Annotated in this window: 20 protein-coding genes; 19 read left to right on the forward strand and 1 reads right to left on the reverse strand. The window is 37.8% G+C overall.

The window, feature by feature from the left end:
• The first annotated feature begins 5 nt into the window (after window positions 1-5).
• Complete coding sequence (gene cls / locus BAU17_RS13090; protein WP_161903272.1) at window positions 6-1,472, forward strand: cardiolipin synthase; 1,467 nt, start codon at window positions 6-8, stop codon at window positions 1,470-1,472.
• Here cls and BAU17_RS13095 read toward each other — a convergent pair.
• Window positions 1,458-1,871: a ribonuclease HI family protein gene (locus tag BAU17_RS13095; RefSeq protein ID WP_161903273.1), complete on the reverse strand. Its 414-nt coding sequence runs from the start codon at window positions 1,869-1,871 to the stop codon at window positions 1,458-1,460. The two genes, cls and BAU17_RS13095, sit on opposite strands and share 15 nt — an antisense overlap.
• Before the next feature lie 78 nt (window positions 1,872-1,949).
• On the opposite strand from BAU17_RS13095, the gene BAU17_RS13100 reads away from it, so the two are divergent.
• From BAU17_RS13100 to BAU17_RS13185, 18 genes are all read left to right on the forward strand, one after another.
• Window positions 1,950-2,357 carry an EbsA family protein gene (locus BAU17_RS13100; protein WP_161903274.1) on the forward strand — a complete coding sequence of 136 codons (408 nt, stop codon included), beginning with the start codon at window positions 1,950-1,952 and terminating at the stop codon, window positions 2,355-2,357.
• 131 nt (window positions 2,358-2,488) lie between these two features.
• A complete protein-coding gene (locus BAU17_RS13105) occupies window positions 2,489-4,153 on the forward strand; it encodes a formate--tetrahydrofolate ligase (protein ID WP_161903275.1) in 1,665 nt (554 codons plus the stop codon).
• Between the two features lie 798 nt (window positions 4,154-4,951).
• Window positions 4,952-5,338: a hypothetical protein gene (locus BAU17_RS13110; RefSeq protein WP_161903276.1), complete on the forward strand. Its 387-nt coding sequence runs from the start codon at window positions 4,952-4,954 to the stop codon at window positions 5,336-5,338.
• On the forward strand, window positions 5,331-6,020 hold the full coding sequence (locus BAU17_RS13115) for a CBS domain-containing protein (RefSeq protein ID WP_161903277.1): 690 nt from the start codon (window positions 5,331-5,333) through the stop codon (window positions 6,018-6,020). The genes BAU17_RS13110 and BAU17_RS13115 overlap by 8 nt, the downstream gene beginning before the upstream one ends.
• 18 nt (window positions 6,021-6,038) lie before the next feature.
• Entirely contained in the window at window positions 6,039-6,497 is a 459-nt protein-coding gene (gene lspA, locus BAU17_RS13120; RefSeq protein WP_161903278.1) for a signal peptidase II, read from the forward strand.
• A 1-nt stretch (window position 6,498) separates the two neighbouring features.
• A complete protein-coding gene (locus BAU17_RS13125) occupies window positions 6,499-7,404 on the forward strand; it encodes an RluA family pseudouridine synthase (RefSeq protein WP_161903279.1) in 906 nt (301 codons plus the stop codon).
• 242 nt (window positions 7,405-7,646) lie between these two features.
• Window positions 7,647-8,186 (forward strand): bifunctional pyr operon transcriptional regulator/uracil phosphoribosyltransferase PyrR, encoded by a 540-nt coding sequence (pyrR, locus tag BAU17_RS13130; protein WP_161903280.1) that lies wholly within the window; start codon window positions 7,647-7,649, stop codon window positions 8,184-8,186.
• A gap of 2 nt (window positions 8,187-8,188) precedes the next feature.
• Window positions 8,189-9,484, forward strand: a complete 1,296-nt coding sequence (locus BAU17_RS13135; RefSeq protein WP_161903281.1) for a solute carrier family 23 protein — start codon at window positions 8,189-8,191, stop codon at window positions 9,482-9,484.
• Between the two features lie 3 nt (window positions 9,485-9,487).
• Window positions 9,488-10,414 (forward strand): aspartate carbamoyltransferase catalytic subunit, encoded by a 927-nt coding sequence (locus BAU17_RS13140; protein WP_161903282.1) that lies wholly within the window; start codon window positions 9,488-9,490, stop codon window positions 10,412-10,414.
• Window positions 10,415-10,426: 12 nt separating this feature from the next.
• Window positions 10,427-11,710, forward strand: a complete 1,284-nt coding sequence (locus tag BAU17_RS13145) for a dihydroorotase (protein ID WP_161903283.1) — start codon at window positions 10,427-10,429, stop codon at window positions 11,708-11,710.
• Between the two features lies 1 nt (window position 11,711).
• Window positions 11,712-12,791: a carbamoyl phosphate synthase small subunit gene (locus BAU17_RS13150; protein ID WP_161903284.1), complete on the forward strand. Its 1,080-nt coding sequence runs from the start codon at window positions 11,712-11,714 to the stop codon at window positions 12,789-12,791.
• Between the two features lies 1 nt (window position 12,792).
• On the forward strand, window positions 12,793-15,975 hold the full coding sequence (gene carB, locus BAU17_RS13155; RefSeq protein ID WP_161903285.1) for a carbamoyl-phosphate synthase large subunit: 3,183 nt from the start codon (window positions 12,793-12,795) through the stop codon (window positions 15,973-15,975).
• A gap of 9 nt (window positions 15,976-15,984) precedes the next feature.
• Window positions 15,985-16,773 (forward strand): dihydroorotate dehydrogenase electron transfer subunit, encoded by a 789-nt coding sequence (locus BAU17_RS13160; RefSeq protein ID WP_337248047.1) that lies wholly within the window; start codon window positions 15,985-15,987, stop codon window positions 16,771-16,773.
• Complete coding sequence (locus BAU17_RS13165) at window positions 16,773-17,708, forward strand: dihydroorotate dehydrogenase (RefSeq protein WP_161903287.1); 936 nt, start codon at window positions 16,773-16,775, stop codon at window positions 17,706-17,708. Before BAU17_RS13160 ends, BAU17_RS13165 begins: the two co-directional genes overlap by 1 nt.
• Window positions 17,705-18,421 (forward strand): orotidine-5'-phosphate decarboxylase, encoded by a 717-nt coding sequence (pyrF, locus tag BAU17_RS13170; RefSeq protein WP_161903288.1) that lies wholly within the window; start codon window positions 17,705-17,707, stop codon window positions 18,419-18,421. Before BAU17_RS13165 ends, pyrF begins: the two co-directional genes overlap by 4 nt.
• Complete coding sequence (gene pyrE, locus BAU17_RS13175) at window positions 18,422-19,051, forward strand: orotate phosphoribosyltransferase (RefSeq protein WP_161903289.1); 630 nt, start codon at window positions 18,422-18,424, stop codon at window positions 19,049-19,051.
• 98 nt (window positions 19,052-19,149) lie between these two features.
• The gene (locus tag BAU17_RS13180) at window positions 19,150-20,688 is read left to right on the forward strand and encodes a histidine kinase N-terminal 7TM domain-containing diguanylate cyclase (protein ID WP_161903290.1); all 1,539 of its coding nucleotides are present in this window, start codon (window positions 19,150-19,152) and stop codon (window positions 20,686-20,688) included.
• 93 nt (window positions 20,689-20,781) lie between these two features.
• Window positions 20,782-21,459, forward strand: a complete 678-nt coding sequence (locus tag BAU17_RS13185) for a carbonic anhydrase family protein (RefSeq protein WP_202622336.1) — start codon at window positions 20,782-20,784, stop codon at window positions 21,457-21,459.
• The last annotated feature ends 5 nt before the right edge of the window (window positions 21,460-21,464 follow it).

Below are 21,464 nucleotides of genomic sequence, written 5' to 3' on the forward strand. Positions count from 1 at the left end.
AGTAAATGGAAATGACAATGGATTTAGCGATTGCTTATCAAGTAATCTGGGGGTTAATTATTCTAAATACAATTGGGGCTTTTATTACAGTGTTTAGAAAACCTCGTTCAATCGCAAGTGTATTAGCGTGGATGATGACGCTTGTTTTTCTTCCAGGGATTGGATTTATTTTATACGCATTTTGCGGAAGAGGGATTGACGGTGAGATTGTTTACCGTTTTAGTGAAGATCATCAAAATCGCATTGCAGAAATTAATGATATTATTGAACAAAATAACGAACATTTTCATCAAACAGTCAAAACTCCAGAATCTGAATTACTAAAACGTTATTTTAGAAATATGGAAGAATCCCCGGTGACTAAAGGGAATGATGTGACGTTCTACACGGATGGAAAAGAAAAATTCAAAGGATTATTTGAAGATATCCGACAAGCGACGGACAATGTACACGTGGAGTACTATGCCTTTTTTGATGATAAAATTGGCAATGCTTTTTTGGATATATTAGTTGAAAAAGCCAAAGAAGGTGTCGAAGTACGAGTGGTATTTGATCCGTGGGGGGGAAAAACAAATGAAAAATTCTTCCGACCACTCATTGAAGCGGGTGGGAAAGTCGTTGCTTTCATCACTTCACGTAATTTGATTCGTAAGACACGACTCAATTATCATTTGCATCGGAAAATTGTTGTCATCGATGGAAAGATTGGTTGGACCGGCGGCTTCAACGTCGGAGATCAATATTTAGAAGTGACGAAAAAATTTGGTTATTGGCGTGATACGCATGCCCGAATTGTCGGAACGGCAACGTTCACTTTGCAAGAAGTGTTTATTCGTGATTGGAATGCTTCAATAATGAATCCTGAAGATGCTTTAGAATATGAGGACCGCTACTTTGTGGTTCCAAATCGAGCAGAAGCAGGAAATGTGAGTCTACAAATTGTAGCTGATGGACCAGAATCTGAGGAGCAAATTTTAAAAGGTGGCTTTACAAAAATGCTATTGGCTGCTGAGAAACGTATTTGGATTCAAACACCGTACCTAATTCCAGATGATGCGATGATTAATGCCATTTTGGTGGCTGTTCGTTCAGGGGTGGATGTGCGAATTATGATTCCTTGTATGCCTGACCACCCATTTATTTATCGTGCAACTCAATATTATGCCAATTATTTCCAACGCAGAGGTGTGAAGATTTTTAATTATCAAGGTGGTTTCATTCATGCCAAGACGATTGTCATGGACGATAATATTTGTTCGTTTGGCACAACCAATCAAGATATTCGTAGCTATGCTCTCAATTTCGAGGTAAGTGCCTTTGCATATAACGAAGAATTAACTAACCAATTAGCGCAAATATTTGAGAAGGATATGAAATCCTCTGCTTTGCTCACGAATGAAATGATCAATCAACAATCATATTGGTTGCGATTTAAGCAGAATTTTTCAAGGCTTTTATCACCGATTTTGTAGTTTCAATGCCTTTTGCAAACCTTGACGAGCAAGATTATCTGCACCTTTATTCTTGCTCTCGGGAATCCATTGTAAGATAAGTAAAGAGAATTGTGTGAGTTTTTCTTGAATTTCGTATAAATAATGTTGGAAATCTGAGTTATGTGTGTAATTTTTATCCACGGTTTGTGCTAAAATCTTACTATCCGTATAAACCATCAGTGTTTGTGTTTGATAATCATTAGCTATTAAATAGTCAAGCAAAGTACAGAAACTTGCAAACTCTGCTTGATGATTGGATAACATGGGAGCTAAAGGAAAACACTCTTGCACGTATAAATTGTCACCGATGAGCATGAAGCCACCGCCATTTATACTAGGTTTTCCTTTTGAAGCTGCATCAACGTAAGCTTTAATCATTTCATTACTCCTTTGTGTTTACTGAATATGATACTATTATACTAGAAATTCACCTGATCTTGTAGAAAGGGGTACAGAATGAAAGATAAGATTCATTGGCAACTTGAAAATTCATTAGCGATTATTTATTGGTCAATTGCATTAATTAGTTTTTTTCTAGGCGCAATTTTTATTTTGGAAAAAGCAGAAGTACACTGGAAAAGTGTCATGTTTCTCTTGATTTTCTTTTCATTAATTTATTTTTCACGTCAACGGTTTATTATTTTTCAACGAGATGGTTTAGTTATACACTATGCGCGTTGGTGGAAAAATAAGTTTTTGCCATATCAAAAAATAACCGAGATAGATTTATCAGATAATAATGTACACATCCAATCCGCGTTGGCAGAGTATCATTTTCGTCTTTCTAAAAAAGAAAAAGAAAGATTCTTAAAAAACATTAAGAAGGAAGAATCATCTGTAAAAATTATTATCCACACTCTTTAGAAATAAAAAAGGCAGGCTCGCTTGCCTTTTTATTTTTTTGCAGTGCTTTTTCATGAAAAATTCGTTATAATAAAATTATTCTTAACAAAGATGAAATACAAAATGAAATAGTTCGGGAAAAGAGGTTTGTCATGAAGTCTGATATTGAAATTGCACAATCAATTAAGTTAAAACCGATTCAACAAATTGCAGAAAAAATTCAACTTTCAGAAGACAATTTGGAATTATATGGGAAGTATAAAGCAAAAATCGATCTCTCCACATTAAAGAATACAAAAAAATTGGGTAAGTTAATTTTAGTCACAGCGATTAATCCTACACCTGCTGGGGAAGGAAAATCGACTGTTTCAATTGGTTTAGCAGATGGTCTTAATCAGTTAAATAAACGTGCAGTTATTGCTTTACGTGAGCCATCTTTAGGCCCAGTTATGGGTATTAAAGGTGGTGCTGCCGGTGGAGGCTATGCCCAAGTATTACCGATGGAAGATATTAATCTCCACTTCACTGGAGACATGCATGCGATTACCGCAGCCAATAACGCTTTATCAGCGTTGATTGACAATCATATTCATCAAGGAAATGAGTTAGGCATTGATCCAAGGCGAATTATTTGGAAGCGTGTAGTAGACTTAAATGATCGTGCTTTACGTCAAGTAGTCATTGGTTTAGGTGGTCCGGTTCAAGGTGTTCCTCGAGAAGATGGATTTGATATTACGGTTGCTAGTGAAATTATGGCAATTCTTTGTTTAGCTACAGATATTCATGATTTGAAAAAACGTTTGAGCCGTATTTTAATTGGCTATACTTATCAAAGAGAGCCAATTACAGTCGGTGACTTAAAAATTGAAGGTGCACTGACTTTGTTGCTCAAAGATGCAATCAAACCTAATTTAGTTCAAACCATCGAAGGAACGCCAGCTATTGTTCATGGCGGACCGTTTGCCAACATTGCGCATGGTTGTAATAGTGTGTTAGCAACGCAAACTGCACTTCAATTAGGCGATTATGTAGTAACTGAAGCAGGATTTGGGGCTGATTTAGGCGCAGAAAAATTCTTAGACATCAAAGTACCAAACCTTGAAAAAGCCCCCGATGCAGTTGTGATTGTCGCAACAATTCGTGCATTAAAAATGCATGGCGGTGTCGCTAAAGATCAACTGGCTAGTGAAAATGTCGCTGCCGTCCAAGCTGGTTTTGCCAACTTGCAACGCCATGTCCAAAATATTCAACGTTACGGGATACCAGCAGTTGTTGCTATTAATGAATTTGTCACAGATACTGAAGCAGAGTTCCAAATGCTAGAAAATTTATGTCAAGAAGTTGGTGTAAAAATCGAGCGTGCTTCTGTCTGGGCAAATGGTGGAATCGGTGGGAAAGATCTTGCGCAAGCGGTTGTTGATACCATTGATGAAACACCAAGCGACTATCATCGTCTTTACGATGATTCGCTGTCAATTGAAGAGAAAGCTCGTACAATTGTGACGAAGATTTATGGCGCGAAAGATATTGCGTTTGGTCCGAAAGCCCAAACGCAATTAAAAACTTTTGCCCAAGAAGGATGGAATAACTTGCCGATTTGTATGGCGAAAACCCAATATTCATTTTCTGACAACCCAAGTTTATTAGGGGCGCCTACTGATTTTATTGTCACAATTCGTGAATTTGTCCCTAAATTAGGTGCCGGCTTTATTGTCGCTCTCACCGGTGATGTCATGACGATGCCCGGCTTACCTAAATCACCGGCAGCTTTAAATATGGATGTAGATGAAAATGGCCAAGCAATCGGCTTATTCTAAAAGAAATGAGATGTTAATCGTGGATTAGCATCTTTTTTTGCCTAAAACAGCCAAATTCTAAGTAATAGCTGTCAAATTTGGTCTAAGCTAGATGAATTATGAACAGTCACGCCTCTATTTCTTTCGAGTAATGCAAAAAAAGAATATCGTGAGGTGCTATATAATCGAAAAAATCATCGTGAGTACTTATAAAACAACTCTCGTGAGCTGTTCGAGTCACGCAAACGTCATCGAAATGGCTATCACTATCATTACATCTATTAATTGATTAACTTAGACGAAGAGAGCATGTGTTGAGAAAGTTAATACGTATATATAATCTACTTGAAAAAAATAATCTAAGGGATCAAAATGCCACTTGCTTTGTTGAAAGATCCTAAATCATATTGTAAAGAATTAGATTAGTCCGTAGAGGGTTAGTATGGGACTAATTCGGAGGAATAGAAAGAATCTATAGGGAAGTGGGACTTATTATATTTTTATATAATTTACTAAATAGTTTATTTGGAAATGAAAAAAAGATGGAAACTAACCCATGGTAGTAGGAGGTTATTGGGTGATAATGACATGTAATCAGGTTAGTTCAAGGTATTACTTCTCATACTCCTTTAGCGCTCAAAGGATTGTCTAAAAAAACATGTTTTATTATAAAAAAATCGAAAAAAACACGTAATTTATTTTATTTCAAAGAAAGCAAAGAAATTTTGATAGATTTGACTTGGAAATGATATACTGTAAACGGAAGAATTTGTTTTCATTGATGCATTTCTACGCTATACTATGAAAGTTGAGGTATTTATGCAAATTTATTTAAAACGTGCGACTGGTTTTTTCGGCATGGCAAGTCCATTGACGGTAAGTATAAATGGCGAAAAACAGACCATGATAAGTAATAATCAGGAAAAACAATTAATTGTACCTAAACGTGCTATACTGCAGGTTTCGTTTTTTTGGTTGAAAAGCAATCAAATTGAACTTACCGAGGCAAATGCAGGTCAGCGATTTGTAGTTACCATGAATCCGTTTATTTTACAAGCATATATTTGCTTTTTTCTATTGACTAGTTTATTTGGTTTTGTACTGAACCAAGTGGTCGGTTTGCTTATATGTCTAGTGGCGTATGCATGTTTATTGCCATATGTTATGAAAAAAGTTTATGTGATTAAGGAGGATACTTATGGGTGAAGCGGCAGATATTTTTTTGAGTAGTTTTAATCGAATTGAAAAATGGTTGCGAGACCAGCTCGGGAATCCTAAAAATATGGGGTTTAGTCAAATGGTTCGTAGACTCTCGACGCGGCAAGATTTGCCAATCAAAAAATACGAGAATGATTTATTGCAATTTTCGCAATTGCGAAATGCGATTGTTCATGAAAAGATTGGAGAGAATTTTGTCATTGCAGAACCGAATACATGGTTGGTGAATCGTATTCGGAAGATAGAGGCGGAATTGTTGAAGCCTGAATTGGTGTTGCCTCGCTTTGAAAAGCATGTCACGGGCTTTGAAGAAAATCTTCCTATTAAAGAACTATTGAAAACGGTGGCTGAAAAACGTTATTCTCAATTTCCTTTATATGAAAAAGGACAGTTCAAGGCGTTAATCACCTTACGAGCATTAGGTTATTGGCTAGCCAAAGAGAGTTTAAAAGGTGAAATTAAGTTGGAAGGTCGTACGGCGAAAGAGCTTATTTTAGAAGACGGCAAGTCAACAAATTATGCATTTGTGTCACGGAATACTTCTGTTGTAGAGATTGATCATTTGTTTCATGATAATACAACATTAGAAGCGATTTTAATTACTAAAGATGGGAATCCGAACGGCAATTTGTTAGGGATTATCCGTCCACGAGATATTTTTAAATTATAATGAAGAGAGTTGAAAGCTGTGTTAGCTATTTATTTTTTATGTAGTGCCCTTGTCGTTGGTATCGATCAGTGGGTGAAGTATTGGGTTGTTTCTAATATTGCCCTAGGTGAGACAAAAGAATTTATTCCAAATATTTTATCTTTGACGTTTATTAAAAATACCGGTGCTGCTTGGAGTATTCTGGAAGGACAACGTGGTTTCTTTATTATGATGACGATTGTCGCAGTAGCAGTAGTGACGTATTTGTTGTTCCGTTATCGTAAGGACAATAAGTTTCTAACGTTTGGTTTGTCATTGATTTTAGCTGGAGCTATTGGTAATTTTATTGATCGGGTTCGTTTGCACTATGTTGTGGATATGTTCCAAACCGACTTTATGAATTTTCCAATTTTTAATGTAGCAGATGCGTCGTTATGTATTGGCGTTGTGCTTGTTTTTATATATACGATTTTTGATGAAAAGATGAAGGGAAAATAGCATGGAAAAATTATCAGTAACAATTAATGAAGAAAAAGGTCGGTTAGACAAGGTTTTATCTGAACGTTTACCAGAGTATAGTCGCTCGCAAATTCAACAATGGCTGAAAGAAGGGGCCGTTGCTTTGAATGGGGAACCTTTAAAAGCGAATTATAAAGTCAAAGCAGGCAATGAAATTATTATTACGATTCCTGAACCAGTTTCGTTAGAATTAATTGCCGAAAATATTCCTTTAGATATTGTGTATCAAGATGAAGACGTGGCGGTTATTAATAAACCCCAAGGAATGGTTGTGCATCCTTCTGCAGGGCATCCGAATGGTACCTTAGTGAATGCTTTGTTATATCACTTACAGGATTTATCGACAATTAATGACGTTGTTCGTCCAGGGATTGTTCATCGAATTGATAAAGATACATCAGGACTATTAATGGTTGCTAAAAATGATGCCGCACATGAATCATTGGCAAAACAGTTAAAAGATAAGACATCTTTACGCAAATACGTCGCGTTGGTTCATGGAAATATTTCGCATGAAAAAGGAACCATCAATGCACCAATTGGTCGATCAAAAGTCAATCGTAAAATGCAAGCTGTAATTGAAGACGGTCGCCCTGCAGTGACACACTTTACGGTGTTGGAACGTTTTGGCGAATTTACTTTAGTTGAATTGCAATTAGAAACTGGACGTACGCACCAAATTCGTGTGCACATGCAATATATTGGTTTTCCTTTAGCAGGAGACCCTGTGTACGGGCCACGTAAGACACTGAAGGGGAATGGACAGTTCTTGCATGCGAAATTATTAGGGTTTACGCACCCAAGAACCCAAGAACAAATGGTGTTTGAAGCACCGCTACCAGAAATTTTCGAAAAAACTTTAGAAAAATTACGTGAAATAGATTGATTTTTTCTTGGAAGAACTGTATAGTTATTTTAACAAAAAAATATAACTGATCCTTTAAGTTAGTCCCGTGAGGCTAAGAAGGAAGTATGTCAAGTGATTCGACTGTCTGCGGATAGTTCTGTTTACTTGAATGGATGGATTGTACTCTTTTTAAGAGAACGATGATAGACGACAAACTTTCACTCTTGCCTGTGTTTATGGGCAAGAGTTTTTTTATGTTCACATTTAAGGAGGAATTGATTATGTCAAAAAAAGAAGTTATCGATGCAGTCACAATGAAACGTGCGTTGACACGAATTACGTATGAAATTATTGAAAGAAATCGAGGCATTGAGCATTTAGTGCTGGTAGGGATTAAAACACGTGGCATTTATATTGCTAAACGAATTGCGGAACGTTTGAAACAATTAGAAAACGTAGAAATTCCAGTTGGCGAATTAGACATTACCTTATATCGTGATGACAAGGAAATGTATAAGGGCGAAGCTGAGCTCCATTCGTCAGATATTCCGGTCTCATTAGAAGGGAAAGAAGTAATTTTAGTAGATGACGTGTTGTATACAGGACGTACAATCCGCGCCGCTCTTGATGCAGTGATGACATATGGTCGTCCAAAACGCATTTCTCTGGCTGTGTTAGTAGACCGCGGTCATCGCGAGTTACCAATTCGCGCAGATTTCGTTGGGAAAAATATTCCAACTTCTCTAACTGAAGAAATTATTGTAGAAGTCGAAGAGACGGATGGACAAGACCGAATCTTGATTGACCGTGAGGAGGATTAAGATTGGTGGAGAATGAATTTCGTAACCCTGAAGCAGTACTCGATGTGCAAGATAAACCACGCGCATTGCCTTGGATGGGACTAAGTTTACAGCATTTATTTACAATGTTTGGTGCGACTGTTCTTGTACCAAAGCTGGTTGGTTTAGATCCAGGGATTGCATTAGTTAGTTCTGGGATTGGGACGTTGGTCTACTTACTGATGACCAAAGGGAAAATTCCAGCTTATTTAGGAAGTAGCTTTGCTTTTATTATGGCAATGAAGATGTTGCTTTCAACAAGCGGTTATGGTGCGATTGCACAAGGGGCGATCACAACAGGGTTGGTCTACTTCATCGTGTCATTCATCGTAAAACGTAGCGGAACAGATTGGTTAGATAAAATTTTACCACCAATTGTTGTTGGACCAGTTGTGATGGTTATCGGATTAGGGCTAGCAAGTAATGCTGCGAATAGTGCGATGTATAACGATATGTCTAGTGCCTATGATTTTAAATATGTTTTGGTTGCACTTTTAACATTAGGTTTAACTATTTTTTACAACATGTGGTTTAAAGGATTTCTTGGCTTGATTCCGATTTTGCTAGGGATTGTTAGCGGCTATCTGATTGCCTTGGCTTTTGGAATTGTCGACACATCAATTATTGCGGATGCTTCTTGGTTTGCTTTACCAAACTTTGAAATTCCTTTTGTCCAATATACACCCAAATTAGAACTTGCTGCGATTATTACGATGGCACCAATTGCATTTGTCACAATGACCGAACATATCGGACATTTGATGGTGTTAAACAAATTAACAAAACGTAATTACTTTGATAATCCAGGTTTGCATACGACTTTAGCAGGCGATGGTGCAGCACAAATTGTGGCTGGGTTAATTGGTGGACCTCCGGTAACTAGTTATGGTGAAAATATCGGCGTACTAGCTATCACAAAAGTTCACAGCGTCTTCGTTATCGGTGGTGCAGCAGTCTTCGCTATTATCTTAGGTTTTGTAGGTAAAATAAGTGCCTTGATTTTAAGTATTCCGGGACCTGTTATTTCAGGGATTAGCTTTGTGCTATTCGGTGTGATTGCGGCTAGCGGACTTAAAATCTTAATTGAAAATAAAATTGACTTTGACCGTAAGAAGAATTTATTAATTGCATCGGTCATCTTAGTAACAGGAATTGGTGGCTTGATGGTTGAAGCTGGAACCTTCGTATTATCAGCAATGGCCTTAGCAACCGTCTTAGGAATCGTATTGAATTTAGTATTACCAGAAACAGCACGTAACGAAAAAGATCAGGAGGCTTAATAGATGATTATCAAATCAGAACGAGTAAGCATTAAACATTTATTGACAGTTGAAGCATTATCAGACCAAGAAGTGATGGGATTAATTCGTCGCGGGCAAGAATTTAAGCGTGGTGCGAAATGGACACCAGGCAAAGACAAATACTTTGCGACAAACTTATTTTTTGAAAATAGTACCCGTACCCACAAAAGTTTTGAAATTGCTGAAAAAAAATTGGGCATCGACGTGATTGAATTTGACCCAGATAAAAGTTCTGTTCAAAAAGGCGAGACCTTGTATGACACGGTTTTAACAATGTCAGCTATCGGAGTAGACGTAGCAGTAATTCGTCATGGCGATGAAAACTACTATGATCAATTGACTCAAAGCCGAACGATTCAATGCAGTATTATCAACGGTGGCGATGGAAGTGGTCAGCATCCAACACAATGCTTACTTGATTTGTTAACAATCTATGAAGAGTTTGGTTCATTTGAAAATTTAAAAGTAGCGATTATTGGCGATATTACGCATTCACGCGTAGCCAAATCAAACATGCAAATGTTGAAACGTTTAGGCGCGAAAGTTTTCTTCTCTGGCCCAGAAACTTGGTACGACCAATCATTCGAAGTCTATGGTCACTATATGCCAATTGATGAGTTGATTGAAGAAATGGACGTTATTATGTTGCTTCGTGTACAACACGAACGTCATGACGAGCATGAAAGTTTTTCAAAAGAAGAGTATCATGCAAAACACGGCTTAACAATGGAGCGTGCTACAAAAATGAAAGACTCCGCAATTATTATGCACCCAGCACCTGTGAACCGTGATGTAGAAATAGCGGATGAATTAGTTGAAAGTTATAAATCACGAATTGTGACACAAATGTCAAATGGTGTGTTTGTCCGCATGGCGATTTTAGAAGCAATTTTAGAAGGGAAATCATAGGAGGAAATAGATATGAGTACATTAATTAAAAATGGGAAAATCGTTTCTCATAAGAATGAATTAACCACAGTGGATGTTTGGATTAAAGACGGGAAAATCCATGCGATTGGTGAAGACTTCAATGCAGCTGATTTCGAGACTGTCGTAGACGCTAAAGGACAATTAATTACACCAGGGTTAGTCGATGTTCATGTGCATTTTAGAGAACCAGGATTTACGTATAAAGAAACAATTGCAACTGGAAGTTTAGCCGCTGCACGTGGTGGTTTCACGACGGTTTGTGCGATGCCTAACTTAGATCCTGTACCTGATACCGTTGAAAAATTCAATCAAGTACAAGAAATTATCGACCGTGATGCTGTAGTGAAAGTATTACAATATGCGCCAATTACTGAAGAATTACGCAGTGAAACTTTAGTCGATCAAGAAGGCTTGAAAAAAGCCGGTGCCTTTGCGTTTACGAACGATGGCGTTGGCGTCCAAACTGCAGGAACGATGTATCTGGCAATGAAAGAAGCCGCTAAACATAATATGGCAATTGTTGCTCATACGGAAGATGAATCACTATTATTCGGTGGTGTGATGCATGCTGGGAAACGTTCAGAAGAATTGGGATTACCAGGGATTATCAGTGCGACTGAGTCTTCACAAATTGCACGTGATTTATTATTAGCCGAAGAAACAGGCGTGCATTATCATGTCTGCCACGTCTCAACGAAAGAAAGTGTACGTGTAATTCGTGAAGCGAAAAAAGCTGGTGTGCATGTGACAGCTGAAGTTTGTCCGCATCACTTAATCTTAGTGGATACAGATATTCCAGAAGATCATGGTTATTGGAAAATGAACCCACCATTGCGTGCGGACGAAGACCAACAAGCATTAATTGAAGGTTTACTAGACGGCACGATTGATTGCATTTCAACTGACCATGCGCCTCACGGTACAGATGAAAAATGCCAATCTTTCTTAAAATCACCATTCGGTATTGTTGGTTCTGAATATGCTTTCCAAATGGTTTACACACATTTTGTTAAAACAGGCATTTTCACGTTAGAACAAGTAGTGGATTGGATGGCAGTCAAACCTGCAGAAATTTTCGGCTTAGAAGTAGGTCGTTTAACGATTGGCGGACCAGCTGATTTAGCAGTCTATGATTTAGAGACAGAGTATGTAGTAGATGATAAACAATTTTTATCAAAAGCGGTAAACACACCATTTGTAGGATGGAAATTATACGGAGATACAATGTATACCTTCGTAGACGGAAAACTTGTATGGCAAAAGGACGGTAAATAGTATGAAGCGTTGGTTGATATTAGAAGATGGAACTTATTTTGAAGGTGAGGGTTTTGGTGCTGAAAACAATGTCTTTGGTGAGATTGTTTTTACAACAAGTATGACCGGCTACCAAGAAACAATCACTGACCAAAGTTTTAATGGTCAAATTATTACATTTACTTACCCAATGGTAGGGAACTACGGTATCAACCGAGACGATTATGAATCAATCGAACCAACTTGTAAGGGCGTCGTTGTAAAAGAACATGCGCGACTTGCAAGTAATTGGCGCAATCAAATGACGCTAGATGATTTTCTGAAGCGAAAAGGGATTCCAGGAATTGCAGGAATTGATACACGCGCATTGACGCGCAAAATTCGTCAACACGGGACAATGAAAGCAAGTATTGTTGATAGTGGCGATGAATTCCACCATGCTTACGATCAACTAAAAGCGGTTGTCTTACCGACAAATCAGGTGGAACAAGTGTCAACAGCGAAGCCTTACCCAAGTCCCGGTACAGGGCACAATGTAGTGGTGGTTGATTTTGGCTTAAAACACAGTATTATGCGTGAACTTTCAAAGCGTAATTGTAATCTAACTGTGTTGCCATACCATGCGACAGCAGAAGAAATTTTAGAATTGTCACCGGATGGCGTGATGTTAACAAATGGCCCAGGAGATCCGAAAAGTCTGCCAGAAGTTTTGGAGATGATTCGTGGGATTCAAGGTAAAATTCCAATTTTTGGTATTTGCTTGGGACACCAACTATTTTCATTAGCTAATGGAGCAGATACAAAGAAAATGAAATTCGGACATCGTGGATTGAATCATCCAGTACGAGAAATTGCGACGGGGCGAATTGATTTTACCTCTCAAAATCATGGTTATGTGGTAGATGGTGATTCAATCGATCCAGATAAATTAATGGTAACACATATTGAAGTGAATGATGGAACAGTCGAAGGGGTACGTCATCGTCATTACCCAGCGTTCAGTGTGCAATATCACCCAGATGCAGCACCTGGACCACATGATGCAGTACACTTATTTGATGAATTTTTAGAGATGATGGATGCATGGAAGGAGCAGAACTAAATTGCCAAAACGCACAGATATTAAAAAAATTATGGTTATCGGTTCTGGCCCAATCGTTATTGGACAAGCCGCAGAATTTGATTATGCAGGAACACAAGCCTGTCTTGCTTTGAAAGAAGAAGGTTATGAAGTTGTATTAGTTAACTCAAACCCTGCGACAATTATGACAGATAAAGAGATTGCTGATCGTGTATATATTGAACCAATTACATTTGAATTTGTTTCAAGAATTTTACGCAAAGAAACACCAGATGCTATCTTACCAACGCTTGGTGGACAAACAGGACTTAACATGGCGATGGAATTAGCAAAATCAGGCATTCTTGATGAATTAAACATTGAACTCTTAGGAACGAAGCTATCTGCAATTGACCAAGCAGAAGATCGCGATTTATTTAAACAGTTAATGGAAGAATTGGATCAACCGATTCCAGAGTCAGATATTGTAACGACTGTGGAAGAAGCAATCGATTTTGCGAACACAATCGGCTATCCAATTATTGTACGCCCTGCATTTACGCTAGGTGGTACTGGTGGTGGTATGTGCGAAAACGAAGAAGAGTTACGTATCATTGCTGAAAATGGGTTGAAATTATCGCCAGTTACCCAATGTTTGATTGAGCGTAGTATCGCTGGCTTTAAAGAAATTGAATATGAAGTAATGCGTGATTCTGCTGACAATGCGATTGTCGTATGTAACATGGAAAACTTTGATCCAGTTGGTATTCATACCGGAGATTCCATTGTTTTTGCACCAAGTCAAACATTATCTGATCATGAATATCAAATGTTACGTGATGCCTCCTTATCAATTATCCGTGCGTTGAAAATTGAAGGAGGATGTAATGTCCAATTAGCGCTTGATCCACATAGTTTTAATTATTATGTCATTGAAGTAAACCCTCGTGTTTCTCGTTCATCGGCGTTAGCTAGTAAAGCAACTGGTTATCCGATTGCTAAATTAGCAGCTAAAATTGCTGTAGGTCTAACCTTGGATGAAATGAAAAATCCGGTTACTGAGACAACGTTTGCTGAATTTGAACCGGCATTAGACTATGTTGTGGCTAAAATTCCTCGTTGGCCATTCGATAAATTTGAAACTGGCGAACGTGTGCTAGGTACACAGATGAAAGCGACTGGCGAAGTGATGTCGATTGGTCGAAACATCGAAGAAGCGTTACTGAAAGCTGTTCGTTCATTAGAGATTGGGACACATCATATTGAAATCAATGAATTGCAAGAAGTAACGGACGAACAATTGACTGAGAAAATTGTCAAAGCACAAGATGATCGATTGTTCTATTTAGCAGAAGCGATTCGTCGAGGATATTCGATTCAAGAATTAGCTGAACTAACTAAAATTGATTTGTTCTTCTTGGACAAATTGTTACACATTATTGAATTGGAACAAGCGTTAGCACAATCAGTTGGTGATGTCGAACTATTGAAAAAAGCCAAACAAAATGGTTTCACTGACCGTAAAATTGCAGAACTGTGGCGTAAAACGGAGACAGAAATTCGTGACTTGCGAAATGAGCGTAAACTAACACCCGTTTATAAAATGGTGGATACTTGTGCAGCTGAATTTGAATCGGCGACACCTTATTTCTATAGCACCTATGAATTTGAAAATGAAAGTATTCGTAGTGAGAAACCATCTGTGCTTGTTCTTGGTTCAGGCCCAATTCGGATTGGGCAAGGGGTCGAATTTGACTATGCGACGGTTCATTCTGTAAAAGCGATTCAAGCAGCTGGTTATGAAGCCGTGATTATGAATAGTAATCCAGAAACTGTCTCAACCGACTTCTCTATTTCTGATAAATTATATTTTGAACCGTTGACTTTAGAAGATGTATTAAATGTTATTGATTTGGAGCAACCTGTGGGCGTTATTGTTCAATTTGGTGGTCAGACGGCTATTAATTTAGCTGAACCATTAGTCAATGCTGGCGTCAAAATTTTAGGAACAAGTATTGAAGATTTAGATCGGGCAGAGAACCGTGATTTATTTGAACAAGCGTTAAAAGAATTAGAAATTCCGCAACCACCAGGTGATACAGCAACCAATACGCAAGAAGCTGTAGCGATTGCTGCGAGAATCGGCTATCCAGTCTTAGTACGTCCAAGTTATGTTTTAGGTGGACGTGCCATGGAAATTGTTGAAAACCAACAAGATTTAGAAGATTACATGCAACATGCCGTAAAAGCTTCACCGGAACATCCTGTCTTAGTCGATCGTTATTTAATTGGTAGAGAATGTGAAGTAGACGCAATTTGCGATGGTCAAACCGTCCTAATTCCAGGTATAATGGAACATATTGAACGTGCAGGTGTTCACTCAGGAGACTCTATGGCGGTTTACCCACCACAAAGTTTATCTGATGAATTGATTGCAACAATTGAAGACTACACAAAACGTTTAGCATTGGGCTTGAATTGTGTAGGAATGATGAACATTCAATTTGTCATTCATGATGATTCGGTGTATGTGATTGAAGTAAATCCACGTGCAAGTCGTACGGTACCATTTTTAAGTAAAGTAACCAGTATTCCGATGGCCCAAATTGCAACCAAAGCTATTTTAGGTGAACGATTAGTTAATTTAGGTTACCAAGAAGGTCTTTACCCTGTTTCTGAGCAAGTTCATGTGAAAGCACCAGTCTTTTCATTTACGAAATTACTAAAAGTAGACACGTATTTAGGGCCAGAGATGAAATCGACTGGCGAAGTGATGGGTTCTGATGTAAACTTAGAGAAGGCGTTATACAAAGCCTTTGAAGCAGCAGGCTTGCATATTCCAGAATTCGGTTCCGTCTTATTCACGATTGCAGATGAAACAAAAGAAGAAGCTTTGACACTTGCCAAACGATTTGCCGATATCGGATTTAGTTTAACAGCAACGAACGGCACGGCTGATTATTTAGCTGCACATGGCTTGAATGTCAAAAAAGTCGCAAAAATTAAAGAAGCAGATGGGGAAACTGTTATCGATATTATTCGTAATGGAAGTACACAAGCTGTGATTAATACTATGGATAAAAATCGCCAGAATGCATCCAAAGATGGTTTTATGATTCGACGAGAAGCAGTTGAACATGGCGTACCTTTGTTTACTTCATTAGATACCGCTGATGCAATCTTGAAAGTCATGGAGTCACGTGCGTTTTCAACAAAAGCGATTTAAAGAAAGGAAATCAAGAGCATGAAACAAGAGATGATGGAAATCGCGTCACAACGTTTATTAGCGCCTCGAATTTATGAAATGACGCTTAAAGGACAGTTAGTGAAGGAAATGAGTGTTCCAGGTCAATTTTTACACTTGCGCGTTCCTCAAAATGATTTATTATTAAGACGACCTATTAGTGTGAATGATATTAATCATGAAAAAGGAACTTGTCGGATTATTTATCGTGTAGAAGGTGACGGCACACGTGTCTTCTCTGAAATGCAAGCAGGCGATAAAATTGATGTGATGGGACCTTTAGGCAATGGTTTCCAACTCTCTGATATTCATGCTGGAGATACTGTATACATCGTTGGTGGAGGAATTGGCATTCCTCCGCTATACGAGTTATCTAAACAATTAATTGCTTTAGGCGCAAAACCTGTTCATTTTTTAGGTTATGCTTCTAAAGAAGTTATGTACTATGAAGAAGAATTTCGTGCCTTAGGCGAAACGCATATAGCCACAGATGATGGAACATATGGTGTTCATGGTCATGTAGGGTATTTACTAGCAGAAGCAGACGAGACACCTGCTGCAGTCTTTTCGTGTGGTGCGAATGGCATGTTAAAAGCTGTTGAGCAAAAATACCTTTCAATTGTTGAGAATGTACAGCTCTCACTTGAAGCACGTATGGCATGTGGGATGGGGGCATGTTATGCTTGCGTGTGCCATCTTCAAGAAGATAAAACAGGACAGAAAAGTGTCAAAGTTTGTGACGAAGGTCCTATTTTTCCAGCTGGAAAGGTGGTATTATAATGGAAGCAAATCCTTTAGCAGTCCGTTTACCTGGCTTAGAATTAAAAAATCCAATTATTCCAGCGAGTGGATGTTTTGGTTTTGGTAAAGAATATGATACGTATTACAATATTGATCAATTAGGTTCGGTGATGATTAAAGCAACGACACCTGAAATGCGTTTTGGTAATCCAACACCGCGTGTCGCTGAAACACCGAGTGGCATGTTGAATGCGATTGGTTTACAAAATCCCGGTTTAGAAACAGTCATGACGGAGATTTTACCCGACTTACAACAAAAACATCCTGATTTGCCAATTATTGCGAATGTCGCTGGTTCTAGTCAAAAGGATTATGTAGATGTTTGTCGAGAAATTAGCCAAGCTCCTAATGTGACTGCTATTGAATTAAATGTTTCTTGTCCAAACGTCAAACATGGAGGTATTACCTTTGGAACTGATGCGAAAGTGGCATTTGAATTAACACAAGCGGTCAAAGCGGTTTCTAGTGTGCCGATTTATGTTAAATTATCACCCAATGTGACCGATATTATTCCTATTGCAAAGGCGATTGAAGAAGGCGGTGCTGATGGGTTTACTATGATTAATACCTTACTAGGTATGCGTATTGATTTAAAAACAAGAAAACCAATCTTAGCTAACCAAACGGGTGGTTTATCGGGACCAGCAATTAAACCAGTCGCTATTCGCTTGATTAATCAAGTTGCCAACGTATCTACACTGCCGATTATTGGGATGGGAGGCGTCATGACCGTCGATGACGTATTAGAAATGTACATGGCTGGTGCCAGTGCTGTAGCAGTCGGTACTGCTAATTTCACTGATCCATATATTTGTCCAAAATTAATTGATGCTTTGCCTGCACGTATGGCAGAGCTAGGAATTGAGTCATTAGAATCACTTATTAAAGAAGTTAGAGAGGGAAGAAACGCATGATTGAAAGACCGATTATTGCATTAGATTTTCCATCGAAAAAAGAAATCGAGGAATTTTTAGCTAAATTTCCAGCAGACGAAAAATTATTTGTTAAAGTTGGTATGGAAATTTTTTATCAAGAAGGACCAGAGATTGTTCGCTGGTTAAAAGAACTAGGTCATGATATTTTCCTAGATTTGAAATTGCATGATATTCCTAATACGGTAGAACGTGCAATGGCGGGGATTGCTAAGTTAGGTGTAGCAATTACAAATGTCCATGCAGCTGGCGGTATCGAAATGATGGCTGCAGCCAAACGTGGCTTAGCAGCGGGAACCACAGACGGAGAAAGTATCCCACAATTAATCGCAGTTACTCAGTTAACTTCTACAGGAGAAGCACAAATGCAAGAGGAGCAGCTAATTCCAGCAACACTTGAAGAAAGTGTCCTACATTATGCAACATGTGCACAAAAAGCTGGCTTAGATGGTGTGGTTTGTTCAGCATTGGAAGCGGCGAAAATTCATGAAGTAACATCCGACGAATTTATGTGCTTAACACCAGGAATTCGTCCAAGTGGCGCAGCAGTAGGGGACCAAAAACGCGTGGTTACCCCAGCCTTGGCCAAAGAAATTGGTTCAAGTGTGATTGTGGTGGGACGTCCAATTACGCAAGCAGAAGATCCAGTGGCTGCTTACCAAGCAATTAAAAACGAATGGAATGGAGAAAACTAAATGACAGTTGAAACAGCTATTGCAAAAGATTTATTAGAGATTAAAGCGGTATTTTTGAGCCCGAACGAGCCTTTTACATGGGCAAGTGGTATTAAAAGTCCAATTTATTGTGACAACCGTATTACGATGAGTTATCCAGAAGTACGTAAAGCGATTGCTCAAGGCTTAGCCGACAAAATTAAAGCAACATATCCAGATGTTGAAGTGATTGCAGGAACGGCTACGGCAGGGATTCCTCATGCAGCGTGGGTAGCTGATATTTTAGGTTTACCAATGGTTTATATTCGCAGCAAAGCAAAAGATCATGGTAAAGGGAATCAAATTGAAGGACGTATTTCAGAAGGTCAAAAAATGGTCGTCATTGAAGATTTAATTTCAACTGGCGGTAGTGTGTTAGAAGCCTGTGAAGCTGCTAAACGTGAAGGTGCAGATGTTGTAGGTGTATCAGCAATCTTTACTTACGAATTACCAAAAGGACTAGCAAATTTTGACAATGCAGGAATTCCTTTAACGACTTTAACAAACTACTCTACTTTAATTGATGCTGCTTTAGCTTCAAACTACATCAAAGAAGCTGATGTTGAATTACTCCAATCTTGGAAAAAAGACCCTGAAAACTGGGCAAACTAAAATGTTCGATTAAATCGCTCTTATCTATTAGGAGCGATTTTTACTCTTTTTCTGTCATTTGTATTGATAGAAAATAAGTAGGAAGGAATCTGATTAAAATGAGTGAATTAGCTGTATTAATAAGCTTTTCATCAGTATTTCTAGCCGTCGGAATGGTTTTGTTTTCATTAAAATTTCGTACAGCTGAAAAATCTTTGTTTTTTATTTTACTTTCATTCCAAGTCTTTCTGTATATTGTGGGATATCTACTAGAAATTACGTCTCATGATTTATCTGAAGCGTTGTATGCTACACGTGTTCAATATCTGGGGTTTCCCTTTATTTTACCGAATAGCTATTTATTTTTAAGAGATATTTTTGGAAAGAAAAATATTTCTACATGGCAAGCAATCTTGTTGTTTATTATTCCAATGGTAACAATCACAGCAATGCAATCTTATCCCATCACAAATTTATTTTATCAGCATGTGGAATATGTTTCGAATGGGCATTTTGCAAATGCATTAATTACACCTGGTCCAATTTATCATCTTCATACGGTTTATAGTTATATCATTACTACACTAAGTTTCGGATTAATCTTCGAAGCTTATTTTAGCCATAATACACTAGTAAAAAAACAAAGTATTCCTTTGTTGATTGGTTTTTCAGCACCAGTAATCGCTAGTGTTTGTTATTTGTTACGACTAGCCCCTGTCCAATATGATTTTACACCCTTGGCGACAGCGTTAACGATTTTAATGCTGATTTATTCAGCAAACTATCAGAATTTATTACAAGTTGTGCCCTTGGCCAAACGCCAACTGATAGACTCGATGGAAGATGGTTTTATTATTTTTGATGAGGAGACCCATTTTATTTATGCAAATAATGCGGCTAAAAAGATCTTTCATTCATTAAATGATTTACAACCTGGCGATAAGATTGAAGGCATCGAAACTTATGTAAAACAAACTTTTTTTACAAGAAATATTGATGGAGAAGAACGAATCTATGAAATTTCTAAAGTTCGTCAAATTGAAAAACTAAAAAATGGTGGCATGTATGTGACAATCCATGATGCCACAGAGAAGGAGCGTTTGTTACAACAATTGCACAATAAAGCAAAATATGACTATTTGACAAATATCTATAATCGTGGTGCCTTTTTTGAACGTGCAGAACAAATCATTACATCTGCTCAATCAGGTGCAATTTTCATTGCTTTATTACTTGATGTAGATAATTTTAAAGCAATTAATGACCATTATGGACATTCTTGTGGCGACTATGTCTTAAAAACTCTATGTGGTGAAATTAGGAATAGTATGGTGCCTTTTCCAACGAGTATTTTCGGTCGATATGGGGGCGAAGAATTTTCTTTTTTATTCGATACGTTAACGGTTGAACAAGTGTTAACTTTCGCAGAAAATTTTCGTGAACGTATTGCTAATTTAGCTGTTGAATGGCAAGGACAGCTGATTCCTTTTACAATTAGCATTGGCATTAGTTCTGGGATGAAGACCGAATCATTCTTATTAGAAGAGCTATTTTTGAAAGCAGATGTTGCCTTGTATCAAGCAAAAAACAATGGTAAAAATTGTGTCATTTTGTATAAAAATGAACAAAATTTAGAAGGATTTTCCAGTGCAAATTGATTCTCAATTGAGTAAAAATTTGCTAGCATAATGTAGCAACTATCAAAAAAAGGATTGCTAAAAGGGGGAAATTCATTGAAAAAGAAAAGAAATATGGACGTTGAATGGAGTTATTCTGGTTCAAATGGTCCGGAGCATTGGCATACACTTTGCGATTGGTACGCAGAAGGGGCGAAATATCCTTATCAATCACCCATTCATTTGATTCACGGTGAAGCGACAGATGGTGATGAAGATCTCACTTTTCATTACAAAAAAGAACAGTTTACTGAGAAAGAATTTAAAAATACGATTCATTTCGTTCCCTTTAATACTGAAAGTTATGTCGTATTTAAAGGTGTCGAGTATCATTTAACAGACATTCATTTCCATATGCCAAGTGAACACATTATTGATGACAATCAAACTGAATTAGAATTCCATCTTGTTCATACAAATGTGAATCAAGAAAATTTAGTGGTAGGTATTTTATTCAATTTAACAGATAAGTTAAATTGGATTTGTAACGACCAAGACAATAGTATTTGGGATTTTGATAACCATATTCAATGGTTTGATCCATCGATTTTCTTACCAGAAAAACAAAGCCATTTTCATTATGTAGGTTCACTAACAACACCGCCAACTAAAGGCCCTGTTAATTGGTTTGTCTTTGATACAGTTGGCGAGATGAGTCGTTTGTTTATCGAAGAATTCCGTGAAGAAGTCTTAGAAAACAATAACCGCCCGATACAAGATAGAAAAGACCGCGCCATTTATTATTATAAATAAAATTA

Origin of the sequence: Candidatus Enterococcus willemsii (genome assembly GCF_009933335.1) — a bacterium.
Lineage (GTDB): Bacteria > Bacillota > Bacilli > Lactobacillales > Enterococcaceae > Enterococcus_F > Enterococcus_F willemsii.

Excerpts from the sequence above, each read along its gene's own strand:
- BAU17_RS13150 (WP_161903284.1), top strand. The coding sequence starts at position 11,712 with ATGAAGCGTTGGTTGATATTAGAAGATGGAACTTATTTTGAAGGTGAG.
- BAU17_RS13105 (WP_161903275.1), top strand. The coding sequence starts at position 2,489 with ATGAAGTCTGATATTGAAATTGCACAATCAATTAAGTTAAAACCGATT.
- BAU17_RS13140 (WP_161903282.1), top strand. The coding sequence starts at position 9,488 with ATGATTATCAAATCAGAACGAGTAAGCATTAAACATTTATTGACAGTT.
- pyrR (WP_161903280.1), top strand. The coding sequence starts at position 7,647 with ATGTCAAAAAAAGAAGTTATCGATGCAGTCACAATGAAACGTGCGTTG.
- BAU17_RS13115 (WP_161903277.1), top strand. The coding sequence starts at position 5,331 with ATGGGTGAAGCGGCAGATATTTTTTTGAGTAGTTTTAATCGAATTGAA.
- BAU17_RS13165 (WP_161903287.1), top strand. The coding sequence starts at position 16,773 with ATGGAAGCAAATCCTTTAGCAGTCCGTTTACCTGGCTTAGAATTAAAA.
- BAU17_RS13185 (WP_202622336.1), top strand. The coding sequence starts at position 20,782 with ATGGACGTTGAATGGAGTTATTCTGGTTCAAATGGTCCGGAGCATTGG.
- pyrE (WP_161903289.1), top strand. The coding sequence starts at position 18,422 with ATGACAGTTGAAACAGCTATTGCAAAAGATTTATTAGAGATTAAAGCG.
- cls (WP_161903272.1), top strand. The coding sequence starts at position 6 with ATGGAAATGACAATGGATTTAGCGATTGCTTATCAAGTAATCTGGGGG.
- pyrF (WP_161903288.1), top strand. The coding sequence starts at position 17,705 with ATGATTGAAAGACCGATTATTGCATTAGATTTTCCATCGAAAAAAGAA.
- BAU17_RS13100 (WP_161903274.1), top strand. The coding sequence starts at position 1,950 with ATGAAAGATAAGATTCATTGGCAACTTGAAAATTCATTAGCGATTATT.
- BAU17_RS13125 (WP_161903279.1), top strand. The coding sequence starts at position 6,499 with ATGGAAAAATTATCAGTAACAATTAATGAAGAAAAAGGTCGGTTAGAC.
- BAU17_RS13095 (WP_161903273.1), bottom strand. The coding sequence starts at position 1,871 with ATGATTAAAGCTTACGTTGATGCAGCTTCAAAAGGAAAACCTAGTATA.
- BAU17_RS13145 (WP_161903283.1), top strand. The coding sequence starts at position 10,427 with ATGAGTACATTAATTAAAAATGGGAAAATCGTTTCTCATAAGAATGAA.
- BAU17_RS13110 (WP_161903276.1), top strand. The coding sequence starts at position 4,952 with ATGCAAATTTATTTAAAACGTGCGACTGGTTTTTTCGGCATGGCAAGT.
- BAU17_RS13180 (WP_161903290.1), top strand. The coding sequence starts at position 19,150 with ATGAGTGAATTAGCTGTATTAATAAGCTTTTCATCAGTATTTCTAGCC.